The 22,925-nt window shown below is 56.6% G+C and carries 18 protein-coding genes and 1 pseudogene; 14 read left to right on the forward strand and 5 right to left on the reverse strand.

The genetic code is table 11. The features are described from left to right. Positions 1-101 precede the first annotated feature (101 nt). The gene (locus tag SH410x_RS26225; RefSeq protein ID WP_473672236.1) at positions 102-1,805 is read right to left on the reverse strand and encodes a hypothetical protein; all 1,704 of its coding nucleotides are present in this window, start codon (positions 1,803-1,805) and stop codon (positions 102-104) included. A 193-nt stretch (positions 1,806-1,998) separates the two neighbouring features. Between SH410x_RS26225 and SH410x_RS26230 the strand changes: the two genes are divergently transcribed. From SH410x_RS26230 to SH410x_RS26275, 10 genes and pseudogenes are all read left to right on the forward strand, one after another. Next, positions 1,999-2,289 carry a vWA domain-containing protein gene (locus tag SH410x_RS26230; protein ID WP_473672238.1) on the forward strand — a complete coding sequence of 97 codons (291 nt, stop codon included), beginning with the start codon at positions 1,999-2,001 and terminating at the stop codon, positions 2,287-2,289. Positions 2,290-3,006: 717 nt separating this feature from the next. Continuing rightward, positions 3,007-3,285, forward strand: a complete 279-nt coding sequence (locus SH410x_RS26235) for a hypothetical protein (RefSeq protein WP_473672240.1) — start codon at positions 3,007-3,009, stop codon at positions 3,283-3,285. Positions 3,286-3,758: 473 nt separating this feature from the next. Next, positions 3,759-4,421 (forward strand): ECF-type sigma factor, encoded by a 663-nt coding sequence (locus tag SH410x_RS26240; RefSeq protein WP_473672242.1) that lies wholly within the window; start codon positions 3,759-3,761, stop codon positions 4,419-4,421. Further along, positions 4,372-6,141 carry a serine/threonine-protein kinase gene (locus SH410x_RS26245; RefSeq protein ID WP_473672244.1) on the forward strand — a complete coding sequence of 590 codons (1,770 nt, stop codon included), beginning with the start codon at positions 4,372-4,374 and terminating at the stop codon, positions 6,139-6,141. The genes SH410x_RS26240 and SH410x_RS26245 overlap by 50 nt, the downstream gene beginning before the upstream one ends. Then, on the forward strand, positions 6,119-6,304 hold the full coding sequence (locus SH410x_RS26250) for a transposase (protein ID WP_473672246.1): 186 nt from the start codon (positions 6,119-6,121) through the stop codon (positions 6,302-6,304). Before SH410x_RS26245 ends, SH410x_RS26250 begins: the two co-directional genes overlap by 23 nt. Before the next feature lie 541 nt (positions 6,305-6,845). Then, positions 6,846-7,082, forward strand: a pseudogene (locus SH410x_RS26255) (DUF3641 domain-containing protein). Beyond that, positions 7,082-7,924: a phosphate ABC transporter substrate-binding protein gene (locus SH410x_RS26260; RefSeq protein WP_473672248.1), complete on the forward strand. Its 843-nt coding sequence runs from the start codon at positions 7,082-7,084 to the stop codon at positions 7,922-7,924. The pseudogene SH410x_RS26255 and the gene SH410x_RS26260 overlap by 1 nt, the downstream one beginning before the upstream one ends. Next, positions 7,905-8,771, forward strand: a complete 867-nt coding sequence (pstC, locus tag SH410x_RS26265; protein WP_473672250.1) for a phosphate ABC transporter permease subunit PstC — start codon at positions 7,905-7,907, stop codon at positions 8,769-8,771. Before SH410x_RS26260 ends, pstC begins: the two co-directional genes overlap by 20 nt. Continuing rightward, entirely contained in the window at positions 8,764-9,642 is an 879-nt protein-coding gene (gene pstA, locus SH410x_RS26270) for a phosphate ABC transporter permease PstA (RefSeq protein WP_473672252.1), read from the forward strand. The genes pstC and pstA overlap by 8 nt, the downstream gene beginning before the upstream one ends. Continuing rightward, complete coding sequence (locus SH410x_RS26275) at positions 9,639-10,517, forward strand: phosphate ABC transporter ATP-binding protein (RefSeq protein WP_473672254.1); 879 nt, start codon at positions 9,639-9,641, stop codon at positions 10,515-10,517. The genes pstA and SH410x_RS26275 overlap by 4 nt, the downstream gene beginning before the upstream one ends. A 116-nt stretch (positions 10,518-10,633) precedes the next feature. Here SH410x_RS26275 and SH410x_RS26280 read toward each other — a convergent pair whose 3' ends face one another. The 3 genes from SH410x_RS26280 to SH410x_RS26290 all read right to left on the reverse strand — a co-directional run bounded on the left by SH410x_RS26280 (position 10,634) and on the right by SH410x_RS26290 (position 13,176). Then, entirely contained in the window at positions 10,634-10,939 is a 306-nt protein-coding gene (locus tag SH410x_RS26280; protein WP_473672256.1) for a VF530 family protein, read from the reverse strand. 198 nt (positions 10,940-11,137) lie between these two features. After that, complete coding sequence (locus tag SH410x_RS26285; RefSeq protein WP_473672258.1) at positions 11,138-12,622, reverse strand: FecR domain-containing protein; 1,485 nt, start codon at positions 12,620-12,622, stop codon at positions 11,138-11,140. Further along, on the reverse strand, positions 12,619-13,176 hold the full coding sequence (locus SH410x_RS26290; RefSeq protein WP_473672260.1) for a sigma-70 family RNA polymerase sigma factor: 558 nt from the start codon (positions 13,174-13,176) through the stop codon (positions 12,619-12,621). Before SH410x_RS26290 ends, SH410x_RS26285 begins: the two co-directional genes overlap by 4 nt. A gap of 185 nt (positions 13,177-13,361) precedes the next feature. Between SH410x_RS26290 and SH410x_RS26295 the strand changes: the two genes are divergently transcribed. The 3 genes from SH410x_RS26295 (at position 13,362) to SH410x_RS26305 (ending at position 20,497) form a co-directional block, all read left to right on the forward strand. Further along, positions 13,362-15,968, forward strand: a complete 2,607-nt coding sequence (locus tag SH410x_RS26295) for a hypothetical protein (RefSeq protein WP_473672262.1) — start codon at positions 13,362-13,364, stop codon at positions 15,966-15,968. A gap of 70 nt (positions 15,969-16,038) precedes the next feature. Next, positions 16,039-19,098: a DUF4838 domain-containing protein gene (locus SH410x_RS26300; RefSeq protein WP_473672264.1), complete on the forward strand. Its 3,060-nt coding sequence runs from the start codon at positions 16,039-16,041 to the stop codon at positions 19,096-19,098. Between the two features lie 430 nt (positions 19,099-19,528). Then, a complete protein-coding gene (locus SH410x_RS26305; RefSeq protein ID WP_473672265.1) occupies positions 19,529-20,497 on the forward strand; it encodes a hypothetical protein in 969 nt (322 codons plus the stop codon). A 141-nt stretch (positions 20,498-20,638) separates the two neighbouring features. Here SH410x_RS26305 and SH410x_RS26310 read toward each other — a convergent pair whose 3' ends face one another. Then, a complete protein-coding gene (locus tag SH410x_RS26310) occupies positions 20,639-21,514 on the reverse strand; it encodes an AraC family transcriptional regulator (protein WP_473672266.1) in 876 nt (291 codons plus the stop codon). 103 nt (positions 21,515-21,617) lie between these two features. Between SH410x_RS26310 and SH410x_RS26315 the strand changes: the two genes are divergently transcribed. Then, positions 21,618-22,865: a tagaturonate epimerase family protein gene (locus tag SH410x_RS26315; RefSeq protein ID WP_473672268.1), complete on the forward strand. Its 1,248-nt coding sequence runs from the start codon at positions 21,618-21,620 to the stop codon at positions 22,863-22,865. The last annotated feature ends 60 nt before the right edge of the window (positions 22,866-22,925 follow it).

Below are 22,925 nucleotides of genomic sequence, written 5' to 3' on the forward strand. Positions count from 1 at the left end.
ATAGATAGCTTCATCCTCGCATGATGGCAGCTTGGCTTCTGTGAGGTTGCTCACACTCGCGAAGCGAATGACGAACGTCAGAAAATCGAATGGCAAGTAGGTCATCCATCGCAACTCACTCTCCCTTGCCACCGTCGCATGAGGAAGCCAACGACAAGCACGGCGAACCACGGGGCGAACTCGATCCAGGTAACGATGAAGTCATAGAATGCCGCGCCCGTGTAGGGCGTTCCCAGCACGGCTGTCGTCGGGAAATGATAGTCTAGCCAGAATCGCAAATAGTAGATGAGCACCAGACCGCTGACGGCAAGCCACACACGGCTTCTCGCAAACGGCAACAGCGGCAACGCCCACGTCCAGTACCACGGGTTCAGCGTGGGGCAGAGCAGCCAAAACCACGCAATGGTCAGGAATGCGGCTTCACAGAAACTGGCCGGATCCGTCGCATCAGCCCGCCAAGCAAGGGTGATTGCGACGATCAAGAAAATCGCCGCAGTGATCGCGCGGGCGATCATGAAAGGGGCTTCGGCAGGCGCGATGCTCAATCGCATGCTGACCGAATCCACCACCGTTTCGCGAAACGATTCGGGCATCACGGTGAACCACGCGGTTTCATGTGGCCCCCGCTGCGCCGTCGGCTTTAGGTTTTCGACAACGATCAGAAATAGAAAATCATTCATTTCCCAACGTCGGAGAAACGTCACGACACCGAGACTGGGATCATGAATCTGTTCTTGATTCTCGGCCCTCCGTTCGCCGGGAATGATCGCCGAAATGAGAGCCAACGTCGTGACAACAAACACCACCGCAGGAGCAAGGGTAAAACGCCAACCCAGTCTTTTCACAAGCGAAAAAAGGACGAGGGGAGTCAGGATGATGGGATACAGTTTCGCACCGACCGCCAACGCGAGCACAACACCAGCCAGCACGGCGTAGCCCAACCGTCCAGCCGGGGTCGTGCAGTGATCGGATTCAGCATCCGCTGGGAACCTCAGACATCGGACAACCATGTACACGCTGAGTGTTGTCAAAAACACGGCGATGGCGTCCAAATGCCCACTGTTGGCAACCTCTTTCATGAGCAGCGGACACCATGCATAGATCACGCACAGTCCGACGGGTTTCGCACATTGACGAAGCAGAGCGATCACGACAAACATTGTCGCGACATCGAACCCGATGAACCAAGCCTTCATGATGAACAATCGCGTCAGCAGTGAAGACGAGGACGGCGTGGTGAAGTTGGCCGCGGCAAACACCGCTTGACTGGTGGGCGGGTAGATCGTCGGCAGTTCAGGGAAATGCACCCGGTGCAAAATTTCCGCGAGTGCCGGATCGCCGTCGCGCATCTTGGCCAGTCGTTGCAGATCGTCATCTTCGTTCAAGGTGAGCCCCGCGAAACTGACTTGCTCGGGACTGTATCGAAACGGACTGACTCCGGTGGTGCTGACAGCGCCATCCCAAAGGTAGCGATAGATATCGACTTCCTGGATGGGCAGCGAGAACAGCATCACGACCCGGAATAGGACCGCCGATCCGATCACCAGTCTCAGTAGCCTCGCACTTTGGTTGGCCCGCCAGGCAATCCGAATCGCACCCAGGTAGCATGCAAACCCGACGACGAACAGGCAAAGCACTGCAACGATCGGCCGATCCGTCGACACACTGTCAAAGCCGAACCGCCAACTCGATTGGGCGACGACTCCGTAGACACTGATCGACAATCCAGCGAGGAACGCGAGCCATCCAATGCCCGTGTTCTCATTGGGATCCCTCTCGCCCGGTTGTGTCGATTCGCCCGCCACATGCGTGCCCTGCGTTAGTACGTTGAGAAATGTTTGCAGGGTAGCAAGACACGTTCAAATTGTCTGTAAGCGATCTCACAGGAGCGGCTGGGTGGAGCGGTGAGAAATGGGTGAAACCCATGAAACATGGATCATCATTTTCCCAGTCTGACTCTGAAATTTCCACCACCCGGATCGCGCGCACGATGAGCTGGTGACCGCCATCTCGACTCTTCCCGACGAAGCGCATTTCAACATCATTGTTTTCAATGGTGAAGTCGTGCGGTGGCAGCGCAGCCTCGTGGCGGCGACTGCGGACAAGAAGATATCGGCGGTGCGATTTGTCATCAACGCGGTCGCGAGCGGGGAGACCGCGTCGTTCGATGCTGTGGAGGATGCGTTTTCGTTGGACTCGAACTTGGAAACGGTTTATTTCCTTTCCGATGGCGTGCCGACGGTCGGTCGCATCGTGTTCAGCCCGGCTACCTCGCGACCAAGCGACTGAAGGACAGTGAGCTCGTCTTGGGGATCACTCTCAACGGCCAATCGCGCGCCTACCACGAAAATTGGTCTGCATTCCATCCCGCGTCAAGCTTTTTTCAACGAGTGAATCGAGTCTGCTTGTTGCGCCTCTGCCATCCTCATTTGATCGCAAGAATGGATCAGAGCGAGTGTTTTCGCGTCACCATTTTTGGTTTCATTTGTTGCCGATCGCCAAGAACGTGAGCAGGCTCACAGAATGGAGCCAATCCATTTGCATAGTTTTGGCCCCTCTGTGCGTCGGCTCACACTGCAAACGGACTTTCAAAGCCGATAGGAACCAGACAGGAAGTCTCGTTCCAAGCTAACCATCGCTCAATTTCCGTAAGGATGTCCCCCCAATGTCTCGTAAATTACTCGCCAGTGCATCAGTAGTCGGCTTTGCTGCGTTTGGATGTCTGCTGCTTGCCGGATGCCGCCAGGCTGGAGGCTGTCAGAACGGTAGCTGCTCCGCTCCTTCGGCCGGATACAGTTCACCCGGCTATCCTGCGTCGCCTTCGTATTCGCAACCAAGCTATCAGGGATCGGGTTCGACGAACTCAGTGCCCTCGTCTTCCTATTCCGCCCCAACGCAAAGCGATACCACGCCGCCCCAGAGTTACTCAGCTCCGGGCGGGTCTGGAACACGCACTGCGCCATCGGGCGGATCGGGCACACGCTAATTCATTCAGAAAGGAACAACATGAAACGATTGAAAAGCCGTCGGCGTGTCTGGCCAATCGGTGTGGTGGCATTTGTGGCCATTTTGGTAGGTGGTTTTGCCGTGCAATCGCTGCTTCTGCCCCGAACGGCGGACGCGACGGCAGAACCCTCCCTGACGACTGCGAATACAAACCCAATCGACAGCCATCAAGAACCAGTCGGCTGGGTGTTCGGTCGCGTGGTCGGATTTGAAGGAGCGGACAAACCCATGCTTCCGCGACGCTCGTTTCCGACAATGAATGGACGAAACTCTCTGTGACGTCGCCCAGATGTTCTGCGTTTCGGAGACCACACCGCCAGCACGAACAACGATCCCATCGGGCCGATGGTTGCATTGACCGAGGCGAATTCGACGCGCCAGTCAATCGCATCGGTGTCAAACACCTAACGCACCAAGCAGACTCTGAAACCAGCATCGGTTTGTCCAGCCGACGGAGATTCGTGGTCTGCATTTGCGCAGCACGTGTCTCCGCCGACGTCGTGTTGTGGGGGCGTTTTATGTTAAGACGGCAGGAACATCATCCACGCATTGAGTTTCTGCTGAGTTTCTGCCAGGCAGGTGAGTTTCTGCCAGGCAGGCATCGGACCTTGAAGAAAAAGGTCCTCTTGGGCGGACCGTTTTCAACTCCATCAGACTGAGCAGCATCCGAGTTGGACGCCCATGTAGGATGTGGTACCATTGAGTTCGCGAAATCTGTCCACCATCCAAGTTGCATCTGCCGGCCTTCCCGCATGTCGAAAAGCGAGAATGTCAGCCATTGGATTGATTTAGCGAAGGCCGGTGATTCGGCTGCCGCGAATCGCATTTGGCAGCACTACTTCGATCGTCTCGTGCGTTCAGTTCGAGCCCGGATGAATGGGCAAAATCGAGCCGTTTCGGACGAGGAAGATATCGTGCTGAGTGTTTTCGACAGCTTCTACACGGCGGCCAAAAATGGGCGGTTTCCGGACTTAGCCGATCGTGACGATCTTTGGCGGCTGTTAATTCGAATGGCGGCACGGAAAGTGGTCGACAAGCGAAGACACGATCTGCGGCAGAGACGTGGCGGTAACGTACGACTCCATTCTTTGGACCACGCTGGCGACGATGCCGCGGTTGGCGATGGCAGGGTCATGGAAGCCATCGGCGACGAACCGTCTCCGGAAATGGTGCTGATGATGCAGGAATCTGTGGAACAGCTTTTTTCTCATTTAGGTGTCGGGCAGCTCAGAGATTTAGCGGGTGCCAAGTTAGAAGGGTATACAAACGCGGAACTCGCACAGCGTTTTGGCTGCTCTGAACGGACGATAGAACGTCGTCTGAACTTGATTCGAGAAAAATTTCAGCAGGAATTGGTCGACCGCAATGAGCATCCGCCAGAGAAAACTACCGATCGCAGCCCTGGAACGCATTGATGATCTTTGTGCCGATTTTGAACGCAGGTGGCAATCCAACGAGCCACCGACGATCGAATCGGTCCTTTCCGGAGAGGTCTCTCCCATAGAGCGAGACGCGTTGCTGGCGGAACTCATCGCTCTAGAAGTTGACTATCGACGACGTCGCGGTGAAACGCCGACGAAGCTGGAATACCTCGATCGATTTCCGGAAAGTCCCAGAGCGATCAACGACGCGTTGAACGAAGGCGACAAACGGACGGGCGTGTTTGAACCGCCGACCGTAGGCCGTCTGGCTGAGCTCTTCCCGGCACTGGAAATCATCGAGCTGATTGGCGCAGGCGGTATGGGCGCCGTTTACAAGGCACGCCAACCTGGGCTCGACCGTGTTGTCGCACTGAAGATCCTGCCGGAAGAATTTGGTCATGACGTCAAATTTGCACTGCGTTTCACGCGGGAAGCGCGGACGCTGGCAAAACTAAGTCACCCCAATATCGTGTCCGTCTTTGAATTCGGACATATCGAAGACACCCATTACTTCCTCATGGAATTCGTTGACGGTTCCACCATTCGAGACGTTCTCAAGGCAGGTCAACTATCGCCCCAACACGCGTTGGCCATTGTGCCGCACCTCTGCGATGCACTTCAGTACGCACACGACAAGGGCATTGTCCATCGCGACATCAAACCGGAAAACATCCTGATTGCCGTGGACGGCACGGTGAAGATCGCTGATTTTGGTCTCTCGCGAATACTAGTAAACGAGAGCCAACAGGAGATACTCACTGGCACCCATCAGGTCATGGGCACGCCGCGATACATGGCTCCCGAACAACTGGAAGGTTCGCACGGCATTGATCACCGCGCGGACATCTATTCGCTAGGTGTGGTCTTTTACGAAATGCTGACCGGCGAGCTCCCGATCGGCCGATTCGCAGCGCCTTCGAAGAAAGTCGAAATCGATGTACGGCTCGATGAGGTGGTACTGCGTACGCTTGAGAAAGAACCACAGCGCCGCTACCAGCATGCAAGCCAGATCAAGGATGACATGCAATCAATTACTTCGACCAATGATCCGGCGCTGGCGCCTACGGTTTTCAGCGATACGAAACCTCAGGACGAAAAAGACCCCGCAACAGCGAGTCTGGCACAGCAGGAACTGGCCGGACGGATGTTGCTGACACGTCGCCAGTTGATGGATCGCGTCGAGCAATCACTGCGACCGCTCTTCCGATGGCAGTTGCTGCAAATACTCTTTGGCGTTGCACTGATCCTGCTAGGAGTACAGTGCTGGGCTCGAAATACCCAGGTTCCGCATCGCGTTGTCAGCGGAGTCATCTTGCACGTGTACGGCGTAATCGTAATATCTCAAGGGTTGCTCGTCTGCACTAGAATCAAAAGGATCGACTACTCGAAATCCGTTGTCGACATCCGCAGCAAACTCGACAGCCTGCGATCCGGCTACCTGCGTGCTGGCGTCATCATCGGGTTTGTGTGGTGGCTGATGTGGATTCCCGTTTGCGTTGCCGCGGGCTTCGACGCGGTGGTGGTGTACCCGAACTCGCGGTATGTGTCTCTGGGTGTCGGGGTGCTCGGATTTGTTGTCTCGGTGGGGCTCTACGGACGCGTTCTGAGATCAGGCAACTCCTCCAGCGAATCGTGGAGAAGAGAACTCTCTGGCAACAGCATCGCCGCCGCTTATCTCGCACTCGACGAAATTGAATACGCACAAATCCGCTGACGCACCGGCGAAAGAACGGAAAAATACGGCTGGTGATCGCGAAAAGCTCGATCAGCTCTACCACGGCGTAGGAAGTGATGCCTACGACCCGATCGTCTTGCTCAAAATGGTGCTCTATCAGTACCTCAAAGGAAGACATTCTCCGCAGAGAAAACAAATGTGACGAGAGAAAACAAATGTGACGGGGGTCGTTTCCAGGGACTGAGGTAGTATTTCGGTTTTAGCGAGGTTGTTGGCAAACCAACGCGGCGCGCTCCGGCGGGACGGGAGCGAGTTAAACGGTTTTGCTCGTTGCTCGAGCCACGAGCTTCATCAGGGTGCAACTGTCGCGTTTGGTCGTCACGCGAGGTTTTGGATTGCCAGACAACGGATGTCACTGCAAAGTGAAAGATTGTTCCAATCCGCTGTAAGGATTTGAGCTCACTGGCGTCTTCTCTTGCAGACAGCCCCCTCGCTTCGTTGTGTGCTTGCTCAGGCTCACATCCAAAAGGACGTACGGATACGATGAAATCCTCCACCCTTGACGAATCACTACCGGCGGAAGCCTCCGCCTACGCAAAGGTGGACTTTCGTCACGGACTGATTCAGGATTTGGCTCTCGATCTGGATGCACTTGCGGTAGAATTGTCAGTTCACCCCGCACACGACCCGGCTGGCTTTATGGAACTGCGTTACACCGAGGAACGATTACGCCGCGAACAGCCATGTGTCGCTCGCTGGTCTCGGTCGATTGGCACGGAAAATTTTTCGATTGCGAGTTCATTTAGATGCTGCACATGGGGTTGGCTGTGAACGTCCCGCAGCACCTTTCCGACTTTGATCCCGCGAGCCTTGGCGACCGAATGATTCAGACCGATCGACATTGCTTCGGCTGCACCGCTGGATGCGGTTCGGGATGTCAGGTAGCCGTGGTGAAGACAGCGTCGAAGGAGGCACCATGATGCAACATCCACACCGAACGAGGTCCGTCTTCCTGTGGACCCTGGGGCTGCTACCCATCGCGTTCCTCGGTTGCTCTTCGAACGATGCCGATCGGAACGACAGACAGATTGTCCTGTCGGGATCGAGTACGATTGCGCCATTGGTGGGTGAGATTGCTAAGCAATTTGAAGCCCTGCATCCTGGAGTACGTGTCGATGTGCAAAGCGGCGGTTCTTCGCGTGGCGTTGCCGATGCGCGGCGTGGCTTGGCTGACGTGGGCATGATTTCGCGTGATCTCAAAACCGGCGAACAGGACCTCACGGCGACGACGATCGCTCGAGACGGCATCTGTGTCATCATCCATCGGGACAATCCGGTTATCTCGCTTTCCGACGAGCAGATTATTGCGATCTATACCGACCGAATTAACAACTGGAACGAGGTTGGTGGCCCAGATGCGCCGATCACCGTGGTCAATAAATCCGAAGGTCGATCGACGCTGGAACTATTCGTTAGCCACTTCCATTTGAACAACACGCAAATCAAAGCCGACACGGTAATCGGAGACAACGAACAGGGGATCAAGACGGTTACCGGAAACCCGCACGCGATCGGCTACGTTTCGATTGGAACCGCCCAATACGGTGCCGCTCACGATGTCGCGATCAAACTGCTGCCCCTGGCGGGCATTGACGCATCCATCGAAAACGTTCGATCGGGCGTCTACCCCTTATCGCGCCCCTTGAATTTGGTCGTGCAGGGCCAGCCATCGGAAATCACGGCAAAGTTCATCGCGTTCGCTCGCTCAGACGATGTGCAGCCCCTTGTTTTGGAGCAGTACTTTGTCCCGCTGGCGGAGTGATTCGATTCTCGTTTGGCTGCTCCGCGGCTGCGGTTTGCTGACGGGAGCGATCACGCTACTGATTGTGGGCTTTCTGTTTAGGGAAGCACTTCCCGCACTTCAGGAGGTCGGTGTTGGGCGATTCGCTTCCGACCCCTCCTGGCATCCTGCTGCTGGACCGGCAGAGGGGCAGTTCAATCTTGTGCCCATGGTCGTGGCGACCTCTCTGGCAAGTTTGGGAGCCCTTCTATTGGCGGGACCACTCGGCATCGGCTCAGCGGTGTTCGCACACTTCTATGCACCTCACCGATTGAGGCGTCTCTACGGAAAAATGATTGAATTGCTCGCCGGGATTCCTTCGGTGGTGTACGGGCTGTGGGGCCTCGTGGTGCTGGTTCCGCTGATTGCCCGCTGGCAACCGCCGGGCACCAGCCTGCTATCGGCGATCATTGTTTTGACGATCATGATCATTCCGACCATCGCGTTGCTCGCCGGTGCGGCATTCGACAATCTGCCGAGCGAGTACATGAGCGCGTCCGCGGCTCTCGGGCTGTCTCGCGGGCGAACCATTTTCAGTGTCGTATTGCCGGCGTGTCGATCGGGACTCTTCACGGCGATGTTGTTGGGAACCGGTCGAGCCATCGGCGAGACCATGGCGGTGCTGATGGTCGCGGGCAATGTCGTTCAAACCCCGTCCAGTATCTTTCAACCTGTGCGTACGATCACGGCGAACATTGCGTTGGAGATGGCGTACGCGATGGATGGTCATCGCTCCGCACTGTTTGTGGGTGGACTACTCTTGATGGCAATGGTGATGGTGCTGGTCGGCGTCGCGGAATGGGCTAGCCAGGGACGCATCCATGGGTAACGCAACGACAACGAACTCCAAGCGAAGGTCCTACGCGCTGTTCGATTCACTAGCGACGGGCCTCGCGTGGTCCATCGCCATGATCGTGAGCAGCATTTTTGTTTGGATTTTGGCAGACATCGTCATTGCAGGACTGCCCTCCGTTTCCTGGAGTTTTTTAACCGAGGCTCCTCGCAACGCGGGACGTGATGGCGGAATCTTTCCCATCATTATCTCAACGCTACTCATTCTGGCCGTGGCGATGGTCGTGTCGGTGCCTCTCGGAGTCGGAACGGCGATCCTACTCAGCGAACTGACGCAGGCAGAAAGTTTGTTTGCAACGCTCGTGCGACGCAGCCTGGATGTACTCGCAGGCGTGCCCTCGATCGTCTTCGGGCTGTTTGGGAACGCCTTCTTCTGCATCTACCTCGGATTGGGATTCTCCATTTTGTCGGGGGGGCTCACGCTCTCGTGCATGGTCTTGCCAATCCTGATCCGGGCGACCGAAGAGGGATTTCGATCCGTTCCCAATGAGTATCGCACGGGGGCTGCGGCATTGGGGTTGTCTCGCACCGCCACCCTCGTCCAACTGCTTTTGCCCGCCGCCGTGCCAGGGATTGTTGTCGGTTTGGTACTCGGCATCGGGCGTGCTCTGGCCGAGACTGCGGCGTTGATTTTCACCAGCGGATACGTCGACCGCACCCCCAGTTCGCTGTTCGATTCCGGGCGTGCGTTATCCGTTCATATTTTTGACCTGTCGATGAATGTTGCGGGCGGGGATCGACATGCGTATGCCTCGGCTCTCGTTCTCATTACGATGTTGTTAGTCATCAACGCGAGTGCCGGATGGACTGCCAATCGATGGTTGCGAAAAAGGATCGTAGTGACATGAAATCCGAAAACAGAAAATCGCCCGACCGCAATGGCTGCGAACAAACGCCCTGCATTCAGAGCAACGGGTTCACCCTGAGCCCGCTGGCCACCGGGCCTCCATGCTGCATCCCCGAACCGCTCATTCAAGTTGACGACCTTGCCATTCACTACGGAAGTGCTCGGGTCCTCGACGGAATTTCACTGACGATCAACCGAGGATGTGTGACAGCGTTGATCGGGCCATCGGGATGCGGCAAGACGAGTTTCTTGAGCAGTTTGAATCGCATGACGGACCTGATTCCTGGCTGCCGAGTGGACGGAAACATTTCGATTGGCGGGCTCGATGTTCGAGCGACAAAGGACGTGATCTCGCTCCGCCGTCGCGTCGGAATGATCTTTCAGAAACCGAATCCGTTCCCGCTTTCGATACGCAAGAACATCGAAATGCCTCTGAAGGAGCACGGCATCCGACACCGAGTTGAACGAGCAGAAATCATCGAGAATGTTCTCGAAGATGTTGGCCTGTGGGCTGAGGTCAAGGATCGACTTGATTCGTCCGCATTGTTACTTTCGGGTGGCCAGCAACAACGGCTCTGCATCGCGCGGGCTCTGGCCTTGCGCCCCGAAGTTCTTCTGATGGATGAGCCTTGCAGCGCTCTGGATCCGTTGGCCAGTAGTGTGGTGGAAGAGTTGCTGCTTAGGTTCCGATCGAGCTACACAGTGGTCATCGTGACCCACAATTTACAGCAAGCCCGGCGGGTCGCTGACTACGCCGCGTTCTTTTGGGCAACCGACGGCACGGGCACGTTGGTTGAACACGGGACGGGAACGAGCATCTTTGACACACCACGACAACCGTTGACCGTGGCGTACGTCAACGGCAAGGCGGGCTGAGACGAGGTGATCAAGCAGAGCGAGGCAAACAACGGGCATGTCCGCGGACGTCGGATTTCAAGGCACCGCAGCAACAGACCACGTTGAACGGGCCGACGGGCCCGGGGTTGGTCTCGCTACTCAGGGCGTGCTCGGTCCCAAACACTGCCCGTTTCGCTTGAAATCTCTTTGCCGTCCGTCTTGTTCTTGGCATGCCGCTCATCGTAACTGATCGAGTTCACATACAGCCGTTCTACTTTTGCTCGAGCCCAGTCCGTTTTTCGCAGGAATTTCAAACTGCTGTTGATACTCGGCTCGTAGGTAAAGCACTGGATGCTGATGCGGTCCCCTAGCTCCTCCCAACCATACTCAGCAACCAAGTACTCGAGGATCGCTTTCAACGTGATGCCGTGCAGCGGGTTTTTGGGCTGTGGTTGATTCATAGATCTTGGCGGATGGATGGGTCTCAGAGAAACAAATTGTCCGGGCGGAACGGATGTAGCCACCGTCGCCCGACGGTGGAATCCGCGTTCTGGCGAACGTAGCGAATCGGGTTATTCATTCGCGGTCGCTAAGCGAGTGCGAGACCACCAACCCCGTCGAGGCCAAGCCAATGACCGTCGTCGACAGTGATTCCCCCATCACCACCGGCCGCTTTCGGACTCACCTCGAATCAGCAGCGTGGGCGGTGCAGCGGTGGCATTGTAACGGCCGGCAAAACCATGGACGAGCCCGTCTGCCTGTAACTCTTTCGTATCACGGACAACGATCAAGGTAACGGTGTTGTTCGTATCCGAATTGAGGAAATCGACCAGATTCTGTCCTTCGACGGTAACTTGCCCGTACTGCTGTCCGCGCGCCACAACGAAGCGGCCGAGCATCTGAACCTGGTTCGCGTCCAGTTCCGTGACGCCGGACCGATTGGCGGGGGCGGTTGCCCAATCGACGTGCTCTGCGGACCAGTCGTCGCGGGCCTCATGGGTCAATCCGTAGACCGTAAACGTGCAATCGGGAACCCGGCTGGCGAAGCCAAGACCGCTGGGCTGCAGGGTCAAAACAAATCTCGCGGCAGCAATCTGCTCGTCTGAGACACTGCTCAGGTCGAAGGAGAAATAGCCGATGCGGCCGTAGCGTTCGAAACCCGCATAGGGGTTTTTGACCAGAACCAATTCATCATGTTGATGCCCCGCCACCGGACCTTGACTGACCGTGACATCGCGTCCGTGGCCCATGGCTGTCGTAACCCGTTGAAACTGAAATTCGCGGGGCGCCTCGCGAGCGGTTGTCGCGGATTCCCAATCCGCTGGGGACAGCGTCGTGTCCTCAAACGCATCTTCGGTCGCTATCAGCCGCTGGTTTTTGAACAGACGTCGAGACACGTCGGTTTCGTTGTGCCGCACTTCGACCTCGCCGTCGACGACTTCGATGGAGGAAACGTTCCGAGGAGCATCGACGATGACGGTGAACGCGGTTCCGTGGTCGACGGCTTCTGCCGTCGGTGTGGCGATCGTAAATCCATGCGCCGACTCGGGAACTTCGACGATGGCAATCCCAGCGAGCAATGTTCCTCGCATTGCGGTTTCAAGTTGCAGTTCAGCAGGAGACTCCAAAATCACCTCGGCTCCGGACTTGAACCGGATCGTGACCAACCCACGATTAATCTTCAAACGCCCCTCCGTCAATTGCGATCCGACTGCGGTGGGTAGTGTGGATTCGGCCCACTCAGCGTCCGAGGAAGCCACAATCTCAGCGATGATCGGCACATTCTCCTCGCCAAGCGGCTTCGCCCACCACACGAACAGGAACGGATAAATGGCAGCAACAACAGCCAACATCGCGATCAACCGCTTTGTCGAGCAGCTCGCTCGATGACGATTGGCAGGCAGTGCATCCCCCTCAGCTGCTGCCGTTTCAATAACGCGTCGCCCCGCAGGTCGGGATGTCGCAATCGGAACCCCGTCAAGCTGCAGGCGTGCATCGAGATACCTCAACTGTAGGTAGAGATCTTGTGCATCGGAGTCATCGGTAATCGCTTGCTCAAGCTGCTCAAACTCTGCCGCGGAAATCTGGTCATCGAGTAGCAGCTCAACCCAGTATGCAATCTGTTGTCTGTCATTATCGTTCATTGAATGGGTTCGGATTGCGGCCGTACGTCTCCAGGGATATCGAGGATGCAGTCACGCAAAGCCAATCGAATTCGGCTCAGTACGCGATAGGTAGCCGTAACGGATCGGCTCACGCTCTCAGCGATTTCGTCGACGGACTTGCAATCGTTGTAACGCAGCGACACGATCTGCCGGTGCTCCCAGCGCAGCTTGGCGACGCAATCCCCTAGCCGCTCCACCCTCGCATCGATCTGTTCCTCTCGGAGCTCAAACGCCACGGCAAGATTTTCAATACAAGCGTCAGAAAACATCAGGTGTTGACTCTCTCGTCCTTTTCGTCTGCGAAAGTCCAAGATCCGATTGAAAGCGACTTGCCGCGCCCATGCGCCGAAATTCGTCCCAACCTCAAATTGATCGAATGACCGCCACATGCCCAACTTTGTGTCCTGCAGAATGTCATCCGCGTCAGCGGCGCGGGGCACGAACACCATCACGTAGGCGGTCAACCGACGCTCATACTCAGCGAGCAACCTGATAAAGGTCTCACTTCGCTCGTCGTCGTTGAATTCTTTCACCAAGCCATTCCTCTTCGCTGAGACTTCCGATCGATGCAACAGTATGAGTGCCCGACGCCGACATTTTGGACGGCAGGCCCATCGAATTTTGAGAAAGCATTTTGGTAACGTGTCCAAGATGGCTCGGAGCGGCACTTAAGACAGCGTAGTACCACCTTACCATTCATGCACTCGCGACTTTCCCTATGTCGAAACACACTGTAACACGTCAAATCACGCGATTCCGGTTACCTGATTTTCGCTGGGGGGTTTTCCTGGCCGTCAGCCTAACGAGCATGAATCTGCTTCCGAGCACCGCCACGGCGAGGGACCCCGCAACGGGTGGCGAGGCGGCGACCGCAAGCGAAGAGGTTCCACGTACCGACATTCATATCAGCGGCGTCTATCCACACCTGACGACCTACGGTGTCTATAGCCAGGGGGGTGCTCACAATCTCCCGCATCATCAGGAATGCGGTATCGGTGCGATCGTACCGTGGGCGGGGAAACTGTTCATGGTCAACTATGCGCCTCACCGACCATCGGGTAGCGAGCATAAACTCTACTCGGTTAGCGAGGATCTGGAACAGCCCTTGAAGATCCATCCCGAAAGCGTCGGCGGAACGCCAGCGGGACGAATGATCCACCAAGAGTCCCGCCAGCTCCTCATCGGGCACTATCTGATCGGCCAGAACGGCGAGGTTCGTGTGATCTCGCCAGCGGATATGCCCATGCGAGTCACCGCGATCACTCGCCATCTGACCGATCCAGAAAACATGGTTTACTACATCGATATGGAAGGCGCGATCTGGGAAGCCAACGTTCACACGCTCGCGGTGACAAAACGATTCAAAAAGCCTGTCCCGGGCTGGCACAGCAAAGGCGGATACGTATCGCAAGGACGCCTTGTCATCTCAAACAACGGAGAGTTAGCCGCGGGGAACTATGACCACCTGTTGATCGGCGGCAAGGCAAAAAATGCGGAAGAGCGAGGTGTGCTGGCTGAGTTCGATGGCAAAGACTGGAGCATTGTCGAGCGACGTCAGTACACCGAAGTCACGGGTCCGGCAGGAATTTCAGGCGGCAGCGATGGCGAGGATCCCATCTGGGCCGTCGGTTGGGATCGCCGCAGTCTGCGTCTGAAAGTATTGGATGACGGCAAGTGGCACACGTACTTGTTGCCCAAAGCAGCGTACTGCAACGATGCCAGCCACGGCTGGTACACGGAATGGCCCCGCATTCGAGAGATCACCGATGGCCGATGGATGATGGACATGCATGGAATGTTCTTCGACTTTCCCAAAACATTTTCATCCACGAATTCGGCAGGCATCCAGCCGATCGGGAGCCACTTGCGTTATGTCCCCGACTTCTGTGGCTGGAATGGGAAATTGGTGCTGGCGACCGATGAGACCAGCATCCAAGGCAACCACCTCGCCGGCCAGCCCCAGAGCAATTTGTGGTTGGGAGACTACAACGACTTGAAGGGCTGGGGGCCTGCCAACGCCTATGGCGGTCCCTGGATCGATGACTCCGTCAAAGCAAACACGCCCTGCGATCCGTTTCTCGTCGCGGGATTCGACCAGAGACTCATTCACTTCGTCGCCGATGCCAATGACGTCGATGACGTCGATGACGTCGATGGCGTCAATGGCGTCAATGGCGTCAATGCTGTCGCCAATGTCGATGCAGGTGCGCCCGCCAAGGGCACCGTAAAATTCACGCTCGAAATCGACACCAAGGGCGATGGTTCCTGGACAGATGCGGGGGCTGTCGACGTTCCGCTAGGCGGCGCGGTGGCTCATCATCTGCCCGCGGACTTGGATGCCGTCTGGATTCGTTTCAAGGTCGATCAGGACTGCATCGCGACGGCGTTCTTGCACCAAACAACCGCACGGTTCATCGATGGCGGTGCGGACGAGAACAGAGCCCTATTCGCTGGTCTGGCGGACGTCGGACAACAGGAAGTGCATGGCGGAGTCGTTTACCCTGCAAAGCGAAACCGCAACCTGCGAGTGATCACCGACAACGATCGGTATTTCGATTTCACCAAGACGCAGTTTGAGTTCCAGCCGGATGCACCGGATGCTGAGCTGCACAAACTGCTGCAGGTTCAGCCGGAGTTCACCGTGGACAGTGCATCGGTGGTAGTGCGGTACAACGGCGAGACGTTGCGATTGCCCAAGGGGAACGCTGCATTTGACAAGCCATCCGCATCCGGCTGGCCAAGGGCGCTGCGGGAAGTCGAGTCAGAACGAAATCTGGCAAATATTCACGGCACGTTCTACGAAATCCCTTTGATCACCAATAACGAGCCACCGCGTTGGAACCGTATGCGTCCCATCGCGAGCCACTCCAAACAGATTATGGATTTCTGTTCGTGGAATGGACTGTTGGTCATGACCGGCGTGCGACGTCGTCCCGCCGAAGATGGGCACGTTTTTGTGAGCGAAAACAAGGACGCCGCACTCTGGCTGGGCGCCATCGATGACCTCTGGAAACTCGGTAAACCCATCGGTCATGGCGGACCTTGGCTCAACAGCCCGGTGCAAGCGGCACGCCCATCGGACCCGTATTTGATGACCGGCTACGACAAGAAATCAGCCGTGATGTCGCATGCGTCACAGGAGCCGGTCACTTTCACACTCCAGGTCGACATTGATGGGACCGGTTTCTGGGTCGACTATCAGTCCTTTGACGTTGAGCCGAACGAGTCAGCGACACACGTCTTCCCCACCGGATTTTCAGCATGCTGGATGCGCGCGAAATGCGATCACGACACGACGGCGACGCTCCAACTCACCTACCAATAACGACGTTCTGAGACTCGACTCCGTAGACTCTATCAACCTGTCCAAGAACGAAATATCAAAGCCTGACACCATGATGACTCTCCTGCCTTCCGCTCCGATCGCCTGTCGGCTCGGCGTCTTCGTTTCGCTGCTGCTATTGCCGACGACCATGGCGAAAGCGGATGAGATTATTGTCGCGAGGCTGCCGGTCGAATCGGACACGTGCTACCGGCTGGAATTCAAGGCGCAGGACGTCAACGATCAGGCGAATTGGCTACTGCGGACGATTGATGAGCGTGGCGAAATCCCGCATGCGGGCTGCTACGAAGCCGAATGGCAGGAGATTGTTCCCAACAAGTCTTCGTACACGCACGCGTTTCGCACGCCGCCGGACGCCAAGACGCTCGAGTTCGCCGTCCGGTGCGATGGCCAGCAACCCCAGGTCAGCGACGCGAAGCTCCATCGGATTGCTCCGGACGGGTTGCTGGTGAACGGTGATTTCAGCGAAGGCGCCGGCAACTATTCGGGCTGGTCCGAGCACAACAACACCGCCTTCGAGCAGGTCGATGGCAAGACGGTGTTGATCGTCCAGCACAACGGGTATGTGCTGACCGACCGGCTACCCATCCAAGGCGGCGCGACCTACCAATTCGCTCGTGGCTCAACCACCCCGGCCTATGTGCTGGCATACAACTCCGACATGCACCTGGTTGCCCCCATCCGTCAAAAGGGGCTCCGAGAATTCAGCACACCGGCGACGGCCCGCTACCTACGACTGCTCTATCAGACCAGCTTCGATCACATTCCGGCGTACCGCACCAAAACGATTCACTCGGTCGGACTGCATCGTGTTGACGACGAGACGCCCGAAGCGGCGGGGCAAACAGCCAATACCACGTCCAGTACCATGGCCGAGCGGCAGCGATTTCCAGGTGAGATCATTCTGAGCGGGCGGTGTGACCCCCGAGAAGAATACGCCGCCCGAGAACTACAGCACTGGATCGCACAGATCACCGGCCAGCAAATTGCGGTGCTGGCGCAGCCCTCCACCAGCGACAACACAAAAATTCTTCTGGGTGCCGAATGGGCGACAGCCTACACCGACGACTTGGAGTATTTAGCTGATTCGGACGGCTACGCGATTCGCCGTGATGGTGACAACATTTATGTGTTCGGAACCCATCCACGCGGCACAATGTTTGGAGCCTACGCACTGTTGGAAAAAAACACCGACATCATCTGGCCGCGTCCGCATCCAGACTTCGTCGCGATTTTCTCCAAACAAGCCGACATCCACTTCAACAATACCGATGTCCGGTCTCGCCCCGCCTTCGAAGTCCGGCAGCAGAATTTCTATGGCAGTGATCCGAATCCCGCGTTGAGCCAGGAATGGATCGGGCGCAACGGCGGAAACTCACCGATCACGTTGGGCAAAGGCTTCCCCTGGCTACAGTGGCGAGCGGGAGCGACCATCGGCGCCGGCGGTGGATACATCTGGTCATTCTTGGGACTGGAACAGGAAGACGAAACGCTGTATCCGCTCGTCGGGGGCAACCGCTTGCGCAACATGTGGCGTCAGCCCTGTTACACCCATCCCGGCGTCCCCCGAATCATGGCCGACGCCGCTCGTGAGATGCTCGCAAGCGTGCCCGGCATGTCCATCGAACACCTCATTTCTCGCGTTGGGGACAACTGGGAAGTGTGCAACTGCGACCAATGCATGCAGCCCATTGAATTAGCCGACGGCACTCAACTGGCCGCCACGTCGACCAACAGCATTCAAGATCAACTGTTTTTCTCGACTCGCAACTACATGATGCTGAACAAGATGGCGGAGAACCTAGTCAAAGATCACCCGACCGTGAAACTTCACACGCACGCCTACATTTTCGCATCCGAGCCGCCGAAAGTGAAGCTACATCCGGCGATCGTGCCCCACTTTGCGGCGTATCCAACGAAAGACGAACGCTATCCGATCCTTGAACAGAAAAGCGAACGAGGATCCGTCTGGAAGCGGCGCATGCAGCAATGGAGCGACGAACAGGATGTGAAGTTCGGCTACTTTGGGTATTACTACGCCAGTGGATTCAATGCGATGGCCGATACCGCTGGCCCCGATTACCAGGCGCTCGCCGAAATGGGCGGAATCCATACCCACAACGAAGGCTATCCCAGCGACACCGACGCCCCCAACGCCTGGGATGTCGACGGCGTCGAAAAGTGGGTCATCGCCAAACTGCAGTGGGACCCCACTCAAGATCCGGCGGCCCTGCGACAGGAATACATCCAACGCACCTACCGGGATGCGGCACCGCCGATGCGAGCGTTCTACCAGTTGATCAATGATTCCTGGCACGATCCAGCGAACCCAACCCCGGTCAACTGCCACACCGCATCGAAGGAACTGTTTCAGAAATTCATCGTCGATCCGGGCGTCGAAAAACAGGCCCGAGGTTTGCTCGAAGATGCAGTCGCCATCGCGTCCGATTCGAAATCTCGTGCGATGATCCAACGCACGCTCGCGATGTTCGATCGGTTCGCCGAAGAACAGAATCGACTGCCCATTCCGTTCGTTCCCGAATCGACTCAACAATGGAATCAGTACGAGTCGCCTCACTGGTACAAGGCGCACGAAGCCAGTGAGTTCACTCCCATCGCAAACTGGCAACCTATCCCGGAAGCCCAATCACTCGTTCATCAAACGACCGTCGCCATGATGCGAGACGAGAACAACCTGTACTTCAAATTCGACGCCTTCAACGACGATCTGAAGGCGACCGAACCACCAGTGAGAAACAATCAATTCCCCACCGATGACCGCGTGGAAATGGTCCTGCGTTCGGGCTCAGACACATACTACTTTGCACTGGGGGCAAACGGAGGCACGTACCTACTCAAAAATTGGAATACCAATCGCGACTGGTCCAACGAGACCCAAGCACACTATCTCCGTGACAACGGCCGGTGGTCTGTTCTGCTCGCCGTGCCACTGAGCGATCTCGGTGTGGATTCCAATGCCGCGGATCTCGACGGCAAGTTCTGCCGCGTCGTCAACCCGAATACCTCGCAGCGTGAGGAGAGCACCTTCGGTGGCCGAAGCATCTTCAACGATCACATTTTACTGCGCCGCCCAATGACCATCGGTGAGTAAATGCCCGCAGCGGTTTTTTAGGATCATCCGCCGGAAGCGTGCACCGGAGATTCTGGAGGCATGTCTCCAGTATCCAATGATTTGTTTGTAGGATTGGCTTGACCGCGTTAGACTGGACCTGCCGGGAAATTAGCCTGGGCCTGCCAGGAAATTAGACTGGGCCTGCCGGGAAATTAGACTGGGCCTGCCGGGAAAAACGGAGCGAAGCTCTGCAGAGGTGCGGGCTTGGCAAGGGATATCCCGGTCGATGATACGCCAATGGTGTTGCCAGCCCCTGCCGAATATTCGTTCGGCAGGGACGCTTCTTTGAAAACAGATTGGATACTGGAGTGATGCCTTCAAAAAACCTTCCACTGTACTCCCGCGCACCCTTCCGTCGGATGAGCCGTTTTTCACGCCTCCCTTCCAATATCTTCCCGAGAATTCCCCTATGACGTCGATCAATCTTTTCGCCGGAATGTCATTGCTACTCGCAATGGCAACCGCTGACGCCCAAGGCGTGTTGGACATCACGTTCGACAACCACGACACGGCCGAACTCTTTGAGCAAACGGCAGATGGAGTGGCATGGGGTACCCTTGGCAATCAAAGCTGTCTGATCGTCAATAGCGAGGTCGCAACCCAGACACTCAAGCCCGTCCCGGTGCAACCGCTGAAGAAATACATACTGACCATCCGTGCGGCTGTCGACGACACCGACACCATCGAAACGAACGACCGTATCGCTGAAATTGCGTCCAAGACCCGGGGTCGCAGCTTTGCCGAATGTGAGTTGGATTTTTTCGATAGCTCCGGAACGGAAACGACCTTTCTGCGCAACGGAACCAATCCGATCCCAACTTCGGGCATCAATATCGTGTCCCGAAACTTCCATGACTACGTTCTCGTGTTCTACTCACCACCCAAAGCGAATACGCTGCGACTAAGCCTGTCGCCACGAATGCGAAAACTGTTTGTCAGAAGCATTCGGCTCGAGCCGGAAACCGCTGAAGGAACCATCAACTGCAACCCGGACTTCCGCTACGGTCCATTCAATGCAAGTGGGTGGTACCCCGATTCCGAAGGGCGCATTTTCCAGACTCCCGACCAGCGTACGGTCATGAAGTGTGGCAGCCAGTCCCGAAGTTCATTTTTTGCCGTCGATGACGCATCCAGATATTCGTTCCGATGCCAAGGCATCGGTTACGAATCCCAATCCGGGAAAGTGATTGTGAAGTTCTACGACGAGGTCGGTCGTGAACTGGGATATACCCATTTGTTCTGGGATCGGGACATGGAGAACGGAGCGACCAAGGAGGGCATCCAACCGATCCCCGGCTCGAAAATCGCCATGCTCCAGCCCTCCCGAGTCATCCTGACCAAAGTCATGGTCACCCAAGACGCGCCGCCGACCCCCTGAGGGCAGCAGCCCGACCGCCTCAATTAGGCTGTTGATGTGGTCGAAGTTCGAGCGGCAATCGTGAACCGAATGCTGTCAGGGACCGGGGAACGCGATCCACCAGGCCGCTCGCGCGGCTCGGTTCATGAAATCAACGCGTCCCTAGCCGCCCTTCCGCTCAGTCCCTGCGGCAAGGGTACTCGGAGGCACTCCGTACACTCGTTTGAAAGCGCGTGAGAACTGAAAGGCGTCGGCGTAATGAAGCCGTTTCGCGACCGCTCGAACCTTCAGCCCGTGCTCCAGTAACAACTCGGCTGCATAATTCATTCGCAGTCGAAGTAGAAAACGATAGGCGCCCGATCCGGCAAACCGAGTGAACAATCGCGATAGATAAACCGGCGAGACGCCGCTTGCTGCGGCGACCTCCTCCACCGTTTTAAACTCCAGGAAGCGTTCCTCCATGAGCTGCCGGATCAATTCAAACGTATGAAACGCCTCGGTGAAGTTGCCACCACTCGATGAAACGATTCGCTGCCGTATCTTCTGCAACAAGACCCGCGCGAGCGATTCGCAAATTTCGGCGGACTGACCTCCAACATCTCTGGCCTCGCGATCGATCAAATTCCAGAGTTCGACGAGTTCGTACGGACGACCGACCGTGACCGGTCGGCGCGCGAGCAGTCCCAATCCCTCCAGCGTTGCCCCCGCTTCGGCACCCGCGATGTCGATGTAGTACTTGCGCATATTGCCCGGAGCGCGGTTACGAATGCGATGCGCGATACCAGGACCGTAGGCGAACAGAGCGCCCGTGGACAACTCGAACTCCTTGCCACCCATCGTCAACAGGCCGTTGCCCTCGCTGACCCATTCAATCGCGAAATAGGGAAAGTCAGACCGCTCGACGACGTAATCGTGTTCCATCCGTTCGACCCCGCCGCACACGACCGTCATCGGCTGGTCGCTCGACGGATCGAGATCGAGGTAGAATCGCCGCGCATCGAACGTCTGACGAGAAACGAAATCGGGATCGTCGGTCATCGCACCAGGTTAAGAATTGGTATGGCGAGGTCGATATCGGCTATGGAAACAACAGCATCCGATGCAACAATCGTACCACAATCTCAACCAAAAGGTAATATCTGTGAAACTTGAAAAACTATCCTTCGGTGTCGGCGACCGTTTCGCCCACCAAGCCGCTGCGCAATTACGCGCATTCCAGCAGGCCGCAGAGCTGGGAATCGACGTGACTCCTGTTTGGAATAAATCCAATCGCGAGCACGGGTTCGTGGGGTCGACTCCCCCGAGCGTGAAAGCGGCTGCCGAGGCAGCGGTCGAGAAACTCGGTTGGACCGGAGGCTGGCACGTCGATGCCGACCACATCCAGCTCGCCACGGTGGGCCCATTCTTGGACTGCAGTGACTTTTTCACGATCGATGTCGCCGACTTCATCGGCACGTCGGTTTCCGACCAAGAGATTACCGAATTCGTCGACGCACATGGCGAATTGATTGGCGACCTCCACCTGCCTGGCATGGAGTCGAGCTATTCTGTCGATCGTGATTTCGTGGCCCGCGTCGCTCGCCAATATCTCGCTGCATGCAAAGCAGCAGGTGAAATCTATCGGCATATTGCCAACGAGAAAGGCGAGGATAACTTCATCGCCGAAGTCTCGATGGATGAAACAGACGCCCCCCAAACGCCACCTGAGCTGTTGGTAATTCTCGCGGCGTTGGCAGACCAAAAGATTCGTCTGCAAACGATCGCCCCCAAGTTCACCGGCCGATTCAACAAAGGCGTTGACTACGTTGGTGATGTCGCTCAGTTCCGCCAAGAATTCAATGAAGATCTCTCCGTGATTGCGGAAGCGGTTGATCGTTATGGATTGCCATCAAACCTCAAACTCAGCGTCCACAGCGGCAGTGACAAGTTCAGTATCTACCCTGCAATCCGCGAAGCGATTCAAACCCGAGGCGTCGGCGTCCATGTGAAGACGGCCGGAACGACTTGGCTCGAGGAGTTGATTGGACTCTCCGAGGCAGGTGGTGACGGGCTGGAACTCGCGAAAGAGATTTATGGCTATTCGCTCGAGCACATCGACGAACTGTGCACGCCGTACGCCAGCGTGATCAACATCGACAAGGCGGGGCTCCCGTCGGCCGCCGATGTCGCCGCAATGAACGGCGAGACGCTCGCAGCCACTCTTCGCCACGTGCCAAGTGACCCTCGTTTCAACGCCAACGTGCGACAGTTGCTCCACGTCGCGTTCAAGGTCGCCGCCAATGCAGGACCACGGTACCTCGATCTGCTTGTCGCCAACGAAGCTATTGTCGGTGAGCAAGTCACACGTAACCTGGTCGATCGTCATATGAAACCACTGTTTCTCGGTTAAATCACCCCGATGAAAGAAGTGGATCGGTCCCTATTCTGATTTGGCAATACTATCATCACA

The sequence above is a fragment of the Rhodopirellula sp. SH410 genome (assembly GCF_055811895.1).